The following is a 12,810-nucleotide window of genomic DNA, read 5'->3' as shown; positions in this document are numbered from 1 at the left end:
CCTCCGGCAAGCTTCAGATCATGTTACGGCCTGCCCGCTTGTTCTACGCAGCCACACTGCAGCCTGTTTAAGCTTAGAAAGGGGAACGGCATCACTATCCGGGTTCTTTCTTAACAAACAATAGGAAATTTCTGATCATGCTGCCATCGCAGCCCATGGTGGAAAAATAGCGTCGGCAATGGCGAACAGTGTGGCAAAGCAGCCTCAGCTGGCTACAGCCGCCACCGGCCGGTCCGCTTGACCAGATCGCACACGGTGATCGGTGCAGACAGCTGCGATGCAAAGCGCTACATTGCTGTCTGATGGCCACCAGGCCAGCACATTATTGCGGCAAACACGGAGCAAGCATGATTCACCACCAACATCCCCTGACATCCAGCTGCCTGGGCACGCAGCGTCAGCTATCCAGCTTCCACTTTGGCCAGCCCGGCAGCAGCGCCGGCAAAGCCTATATCCAGGCCTCGCTGCATGCCGACGAGCTACCGGGCATGCTGACCGCCTGGGTGCTGAAGCAGGCACTGCGCGAACTGGAACAGCAGGGGAAAATTGTCGGGGAAATCATTCTGGTGCCACAGGCCAATCCGATTGGTCATGCGCAGTCGATTCAGGGTTACCAGATGGGTCGTTTCGACCTGGCCAGCGGGCAGAATTTCAACCGCCACTATCCGCAATTGACCACGGCGGTCTATGCCGCAGTGAAAGGACAGCTGGGTGCCGATGCCAAGGCCAACACCCGCTTGATCCGCGCAGCCATCCGTCAGCATCTGCAACAGCTGGCTGAGCCAAGCGAGCTGGTCAGCTTGCGCAAAAACCTGATGCAGCTGGCCGCCGACGCCGACATCGTGCTCGACCTGCATTGCGACTGCAACGCCGCCCTGCACGTGTATACCGGCACCCCGCTGTGGGAGCAGTGCGAACCGCTGGCGCGCTATCTGCAGTCGCATGCGCAACTGCTGGCCACCGACTCCGGCGACTATCCTTTCGATGAAGCCTGCAGCCAAACCTGGTGGGAACTGCAGGCCCTGTGCCAGCAGGACGGGCTGGATGTGCCGATTGAAATGGCCTGCCTGTCGGTCACGGTAGAGCTACGTGGTCAGCACCAGGTCAGCCAGCAGCTGGCGCGGCAGGATGCCGCTGCCATTCTGGACTTCCTGCGCTTTCGCGGCCTGATCGCCACCGACAGCCTAGCCGCGCAGCCAGCACTGCCTTATCCGGCCACACCGCTGGCTGGCTCGGAAAACCTGGTGGCGCCCCACCCAGGGGTGGTGAGTTTCCTGGTCGCACCAGGCAATGTGGTGGCCGCCGGACAGCCCGTAGCAGAAGTCATCGACCCCTTGCAGGACAAGGTCACGGTGCTCAGTTCGGCACATGGCGGCATGTTGTATGCCCATGAGCTACACCCCTATGCCACCGCCGGCATGACAGTGGCCAAGGTGGCCACGGCACAGGCATTCAAGTCAGGCAAGCTGTTGTCAGCCTGAGGCAATAGCTAGACGCCTGCGGCGGGTGGCTGGGTAGCCAGCGCCTGTAGCAGGCAGGCCGGGCACAGACAGTCGCTGCCCTCCGGCACCAGGGGCATGATGTGTGGCAGTCTGGCGCACCAGCACTCCTCTGCCGCATCCCCTGCACGACAAGTGAAACTGTCGCCACACGCCGGGCACTGCTTGCACTGCCCTTGTGGCGGCAAAGCCAGCAGGCGATTCCACACCGCTTTTTTCTCGAAATCACTGAAGCCGGGCCAGCCGGCAATTTCCTTGAGGGTACGGCGGCAGCTCAGGCAGCTTTCGCCGGCATCATCCAGCTGGCAGCGCTGCTGGCAAGGAGAAGGAATGGTGCCGTTCATGCCACGACCCCGCAGCCTGGCTCAGGCAGCATGCCAGTAGGCCAGCGCAGGGAAAGAGAGGGAAATGCAGCCTTGCCACAGGCGATGGCCGGTATGGCAAGAGCGGAAATGCTAGAAGAGAAATGCATGAAGGCACAATCTGAACAAGGGGAACAGCACTAACCCGTCACGCGGGACCAGGCACCCGAAATACAGACGACATGATATCAACGGCACAGCATGACATGGTGATTTAAACCAGACAATCTGTACTCAGCCATCCAGCTCCGCACTGGAATAGCCCTTGTCCGCCACGCCGATGCTGTGTATCTGCAATATATCCAGCTGCAGCATGCTCAGGCTGCGGCCATAGACACCACCCGTGTCCAGGTAGCGCACATTGTCGATGCTGCGGACTTCCCGCTGCGGGGTATGACCGACGCACAGCATGAATACTCCGCGCACCGGCTGGCGCGGCGTACCGCGTGCTCGCAGACGGCACCAGATGATCTGCCGCAACAGCCGGCCCCCCTCCTCGCCCCAGGGCTGGGGCAGAGACAGCTGCTCGCGCAGCGCATTCCAGTCATCCTGCGGACAATCGGCATGCAGCAAGCCGATCAGCCCGTGCGGACTGGGCAGCTCGATGGCCAGCGGCAGGCGGCTGAACGCAGTGCGGTAAGCCTGCTTGTCCAACTCGTCCAGGCAGATAAACCAGCCACCGCCATTATGCAGATAGCGCTCGCAGCCATCGGTATCGGCCAGATCAAAATCCAGCGCCATCTGTTCGTGATTGCCACGCACGGCATAAAACCATGGCTTGGCCAGCCACTCCAGTACCTGGCGCGATTCCGGCCCCCGATCCACCAGATCACCCACAGAAAACAGGCGGTCACGGCTGCCGTCAAACACCACCTGCTCCAGCAAGGCGCGCAACTCGGTAAAACAACCGTGGACATCGCCCACAACAAAATCCCGCCCCTGCTGATTGGCCGGCAGGCTGACAAACAACTCACTCATGCGAAATCACACCGATCTGATAGCTATACCGCATCCATTATGCCCGGCTCGCCGGCTGTTGCGGGAAGGAGTCGCGCCTCAGACAATAAAAAACGGCGCCGAGTCGGCGCCGTTGGCATGTTGCAATAAACTGCGAATTACTGTGCTGCGGAAGCCGCCGCCGGTGCAGCTGCGCCGCCACCGATGGTTTGCATAACCTTCCACTGACCGCCTTCAACCTTGTACACGGTGATGCCGCCGTCTTTCAGGTCGCCCTTGTCATCGTAAGTCCAGTTAGCCGAAGTCACACCGGAGTACTTGATCTTGGCCAGAACCGGCAGATAAGCCTTGGGATCGGTGGAGTTCGCATCCTTCATGGCCTGGATCAGGGCGCGGGTAGCGTCATAGCCGTACGGCGAGTAGGTGGCTACGTCAGCCTTGAAGCGTGCCTTGTACTTGTCGGCGTATTCCTTGCCCTTGGGCATTTGTTCCAGCGGCAGGCCAGCCAGCGAAGCGATGCTGCCTTCGGCGTCCTTGCCAGCCAGTTGCAGGAAGTTCGGGGTCTTGGTCATTTCGCCGGAGATCAGCGGAGCCTTCAGGCCCAGACGCTTCATCTGCTTGGCCATCGGCGCGGACTGGGCATCAGCACCACCGTAGAACACCACATCCGGGTTTACACCCTTGATGGAGGTCAGGATGGCAGCGAAGTCAGTCGCCTTGTCATTGGTGAATTCGCGCTTGGCCACTTCGCCACCGGAAGCCTTGACGGCTTTTTCGAATTCGTCAGCCAGGCCTTGGCCGTAAGCGGTACGGTCGTCAACGATGACGATTTTCTTGGCCTTCAGGGTATCCACTACGAATTTGCCCATCACGCTACCCTGCTGGGTGTCGGAGGTCATCGAGCGGAAGGTGTTCTTGAAGCCTTGTGCGGTGAACACCGGCGAGGTCGCCATGGAGATCATCGGAATGCCGGCGTCGGAGTAAATCTTGGAGGCCGGGATGGCGCAACCGGAGTTGAAGTGACCGATGATGCCGGCAACCTTGTCGTCAACCAGCTTCTGTGCCAGTTGGGTAGCGGTTTTCGGATCGGCCTGGTCATCCTGGGCGTTCAGTTCGAAAGTCACCGGCTTGCCACCGATGGTCGGCTTCTCGGCGTTGGCATCTTCGATGGCCAGGGTCACGCCGTTCTTGTATTCCTCACCGTAGTGAGCTTGCGGGCCGGTCAGCGGAGCGGCGAAGCCGATCTTGACGCTATCGCCGGCAGCGGCAGCCGCCGGAGCGGAAGCAGCGCCAGCCGAAGCGGCTGCGTCATCTTTTTTGCCACATGCAGACAGTGCCAGGGCGGCAGCGACAGCGATGGTAACGGTAGTCAGCTTGGTGAATTGCATCTTGAATCCTCTATCTTTCGGTCTCTCCTGTCCGCTTGTGGCGGACAGATCTCATGCAGCGAGCTTGTTGTAAGTTGAAACGCTGGCGGCATTATTCCAATGCCGACAGCACATGACAAGTGGCGTTTGACAGATTGTCATCTTCCCTCCCGCTTTGTGACCATTCTCGCCAAACAGCGGAGCGGTCGCGGGAGGGTAAATCATCAGTCACCGATACTCATCAGGCTGGCATTACCCCCTGCCGCCGTGGTGTTGACGCTGACAGCGCGCTCCACCACCAGACGGTGCAGGTTGTAGCCCTCTTCACCGGCCAGGAGCAGGGGAATCAGCGCGCCATCACGTTGCGCCAGTTGCTGGCGCGCCTTGGCGGCGGCATCACCCTCGTACAGCACGGCATCCAGCTCGGCGGCCAGCACGTCTTGCACCAGCTCGACGTGGCCGGCCAGCGCGCTGGCCAGTTGGCGATTGGCCGGCGAGTCCGCCAGCACTGCCAGATTGCCGGTAGCCATGACGGCCACCAGTTGCTCGGCCAGCGTCGCACTGCTGCTGGCCACGCACCCTACCTTGCCGCGGGCGGCAAAGCAGAGCGTGTTCTTTTCGCCGGTCGGGCCGGGCAGGCAAACCTGATGGCTCAGCGGCGAGGCACGGCGGGCGGCCGCGATACGCGCATCCAGGCCATTCACGCCCAGGCTGGTGGCCACGCCGGCCAGCTTGTCCAGACCGGACAGGTCGGCGCTCACCGGCTGCAAGGCCAGCTTGGGCTGCCAGTGGGCGCGGGTCAGGCGATACAGATAGTAAGGACCGCCCGCCTTGGGGCCGGTACCAGACTTGCCTTCGCCGCCAAACGGCTGCACACCCACTACGGCACCCACGATATTGCGGTTGACGTAGACATTGCCCACTTTGATCTTGCTGACGATGTCGTTGATGGTTTCGTCGATGCGGCTATGAATGCCGTGGGTCAGGCCATAGCCGGTACTGTTGATCTCGGCGACCACCTTGTCCAGCTCATTGGCGTCGAAACGCAGTAGATGCAGTACCGGGCCGAACACTTCGCGGGTGAGATCGGACAGGTTGTCGATTTCAAACAGGGTAGGCGCAACAAAAGTACCCTGCTGACAAGCGTCGGTCAGCGGGGTCTGGTAGGTCCAGCGCGCACGCGACTTCATCTTGTCGATGTGCGCCAGCAGGCCGGCCTGGGCTTCGGCATCGATCACCGGGCCAACGTCGGTATTCAGCTGGGCCGGGTTGCCCACGGTCAGTTCGGCCATGGCACCCTTGATCATGGCAATCACCTTGTCGGCGATATCGCTTTGCAGATACAGCACGCGCAGCGCGGAGCAGCGTTGACCGGCGGAGTCGAAAGCCGAACTCAACACATCGGTTACCACCTGTTCCGGCAGCGCCGAACTGTCGACAATCATCGCGTTCTGGCCACCGGTTTCGGCTACCAGCACCACGTCTTCGCCACGCTTGGCCAGGGTGCGGTTAATGATTTGCGCCACTTCGGTGGAGCCAGTAAAGATCACGCCCTGAATGCGCGGGTCGCTGGTCAGTGCGGCACCGACGATCTCGCCACGGCCCGGCAGCAATTGCAGCACGTCACGCGGGACACCGGCTTCGTGCAGCAGGCGTACGGCGTAAGCAGCGATCAGGTTGGTCTGCTCGGCCGGCTTGGCCAGTACCGGATTACCGGCAGCCAGCGAGGCGGTCACTTCGCCAATGAAGATGGCCAGCGGGAAGTTCCACGGGCTGATACACACCACCGGGCCCAGCGGCTGGTGGGTGGCATTGTCAAAATTGGCCACGATCTGCGCGGCATAGTAACGACAGAAATCCACTGCTTCGCGCACTTCGGCAATGGCATTGCTCAGGGTCTTGCCGGCTTCACGCACGGCCAGGCCCATCAGCGCCGGCATGTGGTCTTCCATCAGCTCGGCCATGCGGTTCAGGCAGGCTGCTCGGTCGGCAATCGGGGTATTCGCCCAGCGTGCGGCCGCAGATTCAGCCAGCTGCAGCGCGCGTTCCACATGCTCGGGAGTCGCTTCGATCACCTGGCCGACGATATCGGCATGATCGGCCGGATTACGTACCGGCTGGCTATCGCCAACATTGATATCGGCATCACCCAGCAGCGGGAATGCGCTCCAGGTTTGTTGCTCAGACGCCTGCAGGCCCATTTGCAGCGCAGCCAGCACGTGTTCGCTGGACAGGTCCAGCCCCTTGGAATTCTTGCGTTCGCTGCCGTACAGGGACACCGGCAGAGCGATCTTGTGATGCGGCTCGCCGCCATGGCTGGCGGCTTCGGCCACCTGATCGGTCACCAGTTCGTCGATGGACACATTTTCGTCGACGATGCGGTTAACAAATGAGCTGTTGGCGCCATTTTCCAGCAAGCGGCGCACCAGATAGGCCAACAGGGTTTCATGCGAGCCTACCGGTGCATAGATACGGCAGGCCTTGCCCAGATTGTCCTTGCCCACCACTTGGTCGTACAGGGTCTCACCCATGCCGTGCAGGCACTGGAATTCGTAATCCAGGCCCTGACCCAGCTGGTAGATGGCTGACAGGCTGTAAGCATTGTGGGTGGCAAACTGCGGGTAGATGGCGTCTTGTGCCGCCAGCAGGCGCTTGGCGCAAGCCAGGTAGGATATATCGGTATACACCTTGCGGGTATACACCGGATAACCCGGCAAGCCATCAACCTGAGCGCGTTTGATTTCGGCATCCCAATACGCGCCCTTGACCAGACGCACCATGAAGCGGTGGCCAGAACGGCGAGCCAGATCAACCAGATAATCGATAATGAAAGGACAGCGTTTCTGGTAAGCCTGTACCACCAGGCCGATACCATTCCAGCCGGCCAGGTCCGGATCAAAAGCCAGCTGTTCCAGCAGGTCCAGCGACAGCTCCATGCGGTCGGCTTCTTCGGCGTCGATATTCAGGCCGATATTGTATTGCTTGGCCAGCAACAGCAGCTGTTTGAGGCGGTCGTACAGCTCGCTCATCACGCGTTCGCGCTTGGCACGGCTGTAACGCGGATGAATGGCCGACAGCTTCACCGAGATGCCCGGGCCATCGTAGATGCCACGTCCGGCAGACTCCTTGCCGATGGCGTGAATCGCCATCACATAGTCCTTCATGTAACGCTGGGCATCATCCTCGGTCATGGCGGCTTCACCCAGCATGTCGTAGGAGAAGCGATAACTGCGGGCTTCGCGCTCACGGCCGTTTTCCAGCGCCTGCTCGATGGTTTCGCCAGTCACAAACTGCTTGCCCAGCATGCGCATGGACATGTCCACACCCTTGCGGATCAAGGGCTCGCCACCCTTGGCAATCAGGCGGGTCATGGCAGCGGACAAACCCTGCTCGCTATGCGAGGACACCAGTTTGCCGGTGACCACCAGGCCCCAGGCCGCAGCATTCACAAACAGCGACGAGCTATTGCCCAAGTGGGCTTTCCAGTCGCCACGGGAGATCTTGTCGCGGATCAGCTTGTCAGCGGTTTCCTTGTCAGGAATACGCAGCAGTGCTTCGGCCAGACACATCAGGGCAATGCCCTCGGCGCTGTCCAGCGAGAACTCATGCATCAGGGCATCCACCCCGCTGGAGCGGGTACGCTCATGACGCACCTGGCTGACCAGACGGCGGGCCAGTTCCTGAGTGGCAGTGACTTGTGCCGGCTGCAGGGCAGCTTGCGGCAGCAAGGCTTGCACACATTCCTGTTCGTCACGGCGATATGCGGATGTAATGGCATCGCGCAAAGCGCTCTGGTTTAGGGCAAACACCTCGAATTGCATGGAAAACTCCCGATTTTGTTCGCAGCCCGGTTTGTACCGGTTAAGATTTGCCTATTGTATACAATTGCATTTTTCTTTGTTCGACAATATAAAATATTCTTACAGCCACATGGGCCGCGACTGGCCACAGATCAAGGAAAATCAAGCTGCTTGTCCTATTATCGGCGGTAGGCCACACATGCCGCTTTGTTGCATGACCACAACGTCAGCACCCCATGTCTGCCAGAAAACGGCCCAATGCCACAAGCACCTGCCCCTGCAAGTGTTTTAGTCGATCACAGGAAGCTCTATGCAAACTATTTTATTGACCGTCAACGCCAGCCCCTACGGCAGCGAGCGCATGCTCAGCGCCTTGCGCCTGACCCTTGCCTTGCTAAGCCACCCAGGGGCCGCTCGTGTCAGACTGTTCTTGCTGTCCGATGCCGTCAGCACCGCCATGAGCCAGCAAGCCGTGGCCACGCCACCCAATCTGGGGGAAATGCTGAGCGAAGCCATCGCGCTGGGCGCCGAGGTACACGTTTGCCGTAGCTGTGCCGATGCACGTGGCCTGCTGGCAGACCGCTTACTGCCGGGCGTGCAGATCGGCAGCATGCCCGAGCTGGCTGAATGGACGCTGGCCGCCGACAAGGTACTCAGCTTCTGACAAAAAAGAGGCCTGCCTCTCGGGGGGAAGGCAGGCCAAAGGGCAGTTCACTTCAAGCAACAAGGATTCAGATAGGACGGATCAGTATTTCGGAGCGGACCTCACGCACCCCGGGTACATTCGCGGCCACTTCCAGCAGATGACGCACGGTATCGCGATTGGGGCTGGAGCCTAGCAATTTCACCATCCCCGCTTTAACCTGTGGCCGGACCACGGAGCCCGAACCATCGGCCAGTGGTTTCAACACTTCATTCAATTCCCAGGCAATTTTTTCATCGGCCGAAATATTCGACACGGCCACATGCTCTGCTACCGGATCAATCGACAGCATGCCCAAGGCCCGGACCGGATTGATCGGCAACAGCACCAACAGCATTAATCCAAGATGATTTATTTTCATTGCCATGACTCCCGACAGGTCAGTTTGTCACTGAGTATTGCAAGCATCATGCCAGCACCAGAAAATCATTAATAATCAAGTAGTTGAAATAAAAAGCCAGAACAACAGCCCATCAAACCACGCCAATCTGTCGCCAGATGGCGACAACATGACAAGCCATGCTCGCCAAGTAGCTGATTCATATGAAAAAACCCCTGTCGCCGATTAGCGACAGGGGTTGGATGCTACACATACACTTCAGAAGTCCTTGAAGGCGGCAGCCACCAGATCATGCTTTTGCAGCAGGCGATAAAACTCGGTGCGATTACGATCGGCAATCCGTGCCGCCACGCTGACATTACCGGCGCTAACCCGCAGCAACTTTTCCAGGTAGTCGCGTTCAAACTGCCGCCTCGCCTCGGCCAAGGTGGCAATGCTGGCCATGCCGTCGGAAACCGCTTTCTGCACTGAGGTCAGCGGAATCAGGCCGGAGGTGTTCAACACACAACATTGCTCAACCGCATTAGCCAACTGCCGCACATTGCCGGACCAGCGCAGGCTGCACAGATACTCCATCGCGTCCGGTGCAAAACCGGCCACCTCTTTGCCATAGCGCTCTGCCAGCTGAGTCAGGAAATGCTGTGCCAGCAAGGGGATATCTTCCCGCCGCTCACTCAGCGGTGGCAGATTCAAGGCCACGACATTCAGCCGGTAAAACAGATCCTCGCGAAACAGGCCATCACTGATCAGCGCCTCGAGATCGCGATGCGTCGCCGAAATCACCCGTACGTCCACCGCTCGCGATTTACTGGCTCCCACTGGTCGCAGCTCCCGCTCCTGCAGCACGCGCAACAGCTTGACCTGCAGGGCCAATGGCATGTCGCCAATCTCATCCAGAAACAGCGTGCCGCCCTCCGCCTGGGCAATCAAGCCTTCATGCCGTGTCGCCGCGCCGGTAAATGCCCCCTTTTCATGGCCGAACAATTCGCTTTCCAGCAAATTGTCAGGAATCGCTCCACAATTGACCGCCACAAAGGGTCCGGCAGCACGCGGGCTGGCACGATGCAAGGCTCGCGCCAGAATCTCCTTGCCACTTCCGCTCTCACCACGGATCAGCACGCTGGCATCGGTAGCCGCAATCAGCCGTGCCTCTGCCAACAACTCTTCCATTAGTGGGCTGCAGCTCACCACTTCGGCACGCCAGTACTCCTGGCCTGCCTGGGACACCGCAGGGGAAGACAGCGACAAGGCCTGCTCCACCTTGCTCAGCAAGGTCGTGCTGTCAAAAGGCTTGACCAGATAACCAAAAACGCCACGACTCACCGCCTTCACCGCATCGGGAATCGTGCCATGCGCGGTCAGAATAATCACCGGCAGTGCCGGATAACTCTTCTTCACCAGCTCGAACAAGGCCATTCCATCCATACCCGGCAAGCGCCAGTCAGTGAGCAGCACATCAGCCCGCCGCACGGCCAGCGCACTCAAGGCAGCCTCCGCCGACGCCGCCTTGTCCACCAGATAGCCAGCCGCCTCCAACCGCAAACTCAGCAGCCGGAGCAAATCTGCATCATCATCAACCAGCAATACCCGCCCTGTTCGCATCATGGTTTTATCTTCTTTTTCTGGGCCTTGTCGGCCATGGACTGTTCGATCAAACGCAAGGCATCCAGCTTGGCTGCCAATTCATCCGCACGGCGCTGTTGCTCCAGCCATTGCGCATTCGCGCGCGTAGCGGCCTCGTCATGACGCCGTCGCTCGCTCAACTGGGCCGCCAATAATGCGGCAAGGCCAGCCAAACCATCAGACTGTTCCTGACGTAGTTGCACGGTCGCCAGGTCCAGTTGCTGCTGTAGCCGTGCCATATCAGGCCGGCCATCGCTATTCAGCAGCTGTACCGCCACATAGCGCAGGCGCTCACCTGCGCAGCTATCCTTGCCAGGCAAGGCCAGCTCCCTTCCCCGCCGAACCCCGGCCAGGACGGCCTCTGCATCATGGCAGGCTCTTGCCAGCGCTCTCCCCGCCACCGCGCCGGATGCTTCCCTGCCCGGTCTGCCCAAGTTGCTACAGCCAGCCAGCACCGACAGCAACAGCACGGCACTCATCAATCTTTTCATCATTCCGCTTCCCTGCCCTGCAATCGTTATTAAGAACGGCTAACAAAATAGCGCAGCATTCCTGCGGCAAGGCGCGCCGACGCAGACAGTACAGCGAGTACGGCCAGCAGAGGTTTCGCTAGCGGCACTAAGGCCACCAGACGCGTAGCCTTGCGCCCTGCTCGGCAGGCAGACTTTCAACATCGCCCCCCATCAGTTGGGCAAAGGTTTTAACCATGGTCAGCCCGATGCCGCTTCCCGGCGATTCGCCGGCGGGAGCTTGTCCGGTATAGAAAGGCTGAAATATCAGGCTACGCTCCTGCTCAGAAATACCTCGTCCCTGATCGGCAACAACCAGCCATGAATGATCAGCACTTCTCCCAGCCTCAACAGAAATTACGCCATTTTCTGGTGAAAATCGTATGGCGTTAGAAAGCAGATTATCAATAATGGTTCGGAATTTTTCCTGATCCACCACCAGTACCACCGCTTGCCCTGGCAGCTTCAGCTGCAACTTCTTTTGCTGTAACAAAGGCTGCATGGCCGCAGCCGCATGCTGGACCAGATCGCGTACATCATGCGCCTCCATCATCAGCGGACGGCCCAGCCAGTTGGCTGCATCATGTTGCAGCAAGGCATCCACACGTTGGCGCAATAAGCGGGTATTCGACAGCGTTATACCAATGATTTCTTGCTGTGAGGGTAATAAGGGGCCGGGAATCTGATCATGCAGCAAGGAAGAAGCCTCCTGAATCGCAGCCAGCGGTGTCTTCAGTTCATGAGAGACATGCCGGAAAAAACTGGCTTTGTCCTGCTCCAGCTGTGCCAGCCGCCCATCCAGCTCACGCAAGGCAGCGGCCAGTTGCAAGATATCCGCCGGGGCCGACATGCTCCATTGCTGACCACGCTGCCCCAGCGCCAGCCGGCCAATCTTGTCGCGCAACTGTTGCAAGGGTCGCACCAGTAGCCATGCCAGCAATAGCCCCAGCGCTACCGCCAGACACAAGGACAATATCGCCACCCGGTCGGCTTGCTGCCGCTTATCACGCAAACTGCTGTCCCACTGCAAGCGACGCACGGCACTCACACGCCTCACCTGAGCATCCAGCTCATTGCCAAGTCGGGATAGCTCCTCATATTGACGAGACCATGGCTCCGCCTGACCTGCAGCACCCAGCAACAGGCCACGCGATTTCCCGCACCATGCAGCCAGATGGCTCCCCAGCTGCTGCAAGTGGGTCTCATCAAGCTGCTGCAAACGTCCGGCCAGCTGCTGCAAACTCAGCACAGCCTGCACTCCGGTACGGGAAAAGGCCTCCTCATGCAGGACATTCCACTGACGGGTAGAACGCTCAAACAGATCGCTCTGCTCGGCATAGCTGCGCTGCAGCTCCGCCAATCCCTCTGCCTGTTTCTGGCTTTGCCCCACCAGTTCAGCCAATTGCTGCAAATGCCACCAGGTTTGTACCAGGGCCAAGGACGGAATCAGGGTTACCACAAACAGGCTGGCAACCAGCAAGGTCTTAAAGGACAAATGGCGCAATAGCATCATGTCTCTCATGCGTGCAACAGGATGGGCTATTGTCTGCCAGAGTTGGCAGCACAACAAATCAGCACGGAAAGTGCAGCAAGAAAAGGATTGCAAGTCGGGGTATAAGGCCGCAGCCCAAACGCACAAAGCCCAGCTCT

The 12,810-nt window shown here is 59.5% G+C and carries 10 protein-coding genes; 2 read left to right on the top strand and 8 right to left on the bottom strand.

The features are described 5' to 3' along the window. The first annotated feature begins 347 nt into the window (after positions 1 to 347). Entirely contained in the window at positions 348 to 1,481 is a 1,134-nt protein-coding gene (locus tag FAZ30_RS10875; RefSeq protein ID WP_124643574.1) for a M14 family metallopeptidase, read from the top strand. Between the two features lie 8 nt (positions 1,482 to 1,489). Here the strand turns inward: FAZ30_RS10875 and FAZ30_RS10870 are convergent, their stop codons facing one another. The 4 genes from FAZ30_RS10870 to putA all read right to left on the bottom strand — a co-directional run bounded on the left by FAZ30_RS10870 (position 1,490) and on the right by putA (position 8,006). Continuing rightward, entirely contained in the window at positions 1,490 to 1,843 is a 354-nt protein-coding gene (locus tag FAZ30_RS10870; RefSeq protein WP_124643575.1) for a cysteine-rich CWC family protein, read from the bottom strand. Between the two features lie 252 nt (positions 1,844 to 2,095). Then, on the bottom strand, positions 2,096 to 2,839 hold the full coding sequence (locus FAZ30_RS10865) for a metallophosphoesterase (protein ID WP_124643576.1): 744 nt from the start codon (positions 2,837 to 2,839) through the stop codon (positions 2,096 to 2,098). 137 nt (positions 2,840 to 2,976) lie between these two features. After that, positions 2,977 to 4,206, bottom strand: a complete 1,230-nt coding sequence (locus FAZ30_RS10860; RefSeq protein WP_124643577.1) for a branched-chain amino acid ABC transporter substrate-binding protein — start codon at positions 4,204 to 4,206, stop codon at positions 2,977 to 2,979. A 203-nt stretch (positions 4,207 to 4,409) separates the two neighbouring features. Beyond that, positions 4,410 to 8,006 carry a trifunctional transcriptional regulator/proline dehydrogenase/L-glutamate gamma-semialdehyde dehydrogenase gene (gene putA / locus FAZ30_RS10855; RefSeq protein ID WP_137009397.1) on the bottom strand — a complete coding sequence of 1,199 codons (3,597 nt, stop codon included), beginning with the start codon at positions 8,004 to 8,006 and terminating at the stop codon, positions 4,410 to 4,412. Between the two features lie 289 nt (positions 8,007 to 8,295). Here putA and FAZ30_RS10850 point away from each other — a divergent pair, with 289 nt between their 5' ends. Further along, positions 8,296 to 8,649 (top strand): DsrE/DsrF/TusD sulfur relay family protein, encoded by a 354-nt coding sequence (locus FAZ30_RS10850; protein WP_124643579.1) that lies wholly within the window; start codon positions 8,296 to 8,298, stop codon positions 8,647 to 8,649. Positions 8,650 to 8,716: 67 nt separating this feature from the next. On the opposite strand, the gene FAZ30_RS10845 is transcribed toward FAZ30_RS10850, so the two are convergent. The 4 genes from FAZ30_RS10845 to FAZ30_RS10830 all read right to left on the bottom strand — a co-directional run bounded on the left by FAZ30_RS10845 (position 8,717) and on the right by FAZ30_RS10830 (position 12,673). Beyond that, positions 8,717 to 9,049, bottom strand: a complete 333-nt coding sequence (locus FAZ30_RS10845; protein ID WP_124643580.1) for a BON domain-containing protein — start codon at positions 9,047 to 9,049, stop codon at positions 8,717 to 8,719. A gap of 237 nt (positions 9,050 to 9,286) precedes the next feature. Further along, a complete protein-coding gene (locus FAZ30_RS10840) occupies positions 9,287 to 10,633 on the bottom strand; it encodes a sigma 54-interacting transcriptional regulator (RefSeq protein WP_124643581.1) in 1,347 nt (448 codons plus the stop codon). Next, positions 10,630 to 11,145, bottom strand: a complete 516-nt coding sequence (locus FAZ30_RS10835) for a hypothetical protein (RefSeq protein ID WP_124643582.1) — start codon at positions 11,143 to 11,145, stop codon at positions 10,630 to 10,632. Before FAZ30_RS10835 ends, FAZ30_RS10840 begins: the two co-directional genes overlap by 4 nt. A 124-nt stretch (positions 11,146 to 11,269) precedes the next feature. Beyond that, positions 11,270 to 12,673 (bottom strand): sensor histidine kinase, encoded by a 1,404-nt coding sequence (locus tag FAZ30_RS10830; RefSeq protein ID WP_158613578.1) that lies wholly within the window; start codon positions 12,671 to 12,673, stop codon positions 11,270 to 11,272. Positions 12,674 to 12,810 lie beyond the last annotated feature (137 nt).

The sequence above is a fragment of the Aquitalea aquatilis genome (assembly GCF_005155025.1).
Taxonomy (GTDB): Bacteria; Pseudomonadota; Gammaproteobacteria; order Burkholderiales; family Chromobacteriaceae; genus Aquitalea; species Aquitalea aquatilis.
This window is presented reverse-complemented; position numbering and strand designations above follow the sequence as displayed.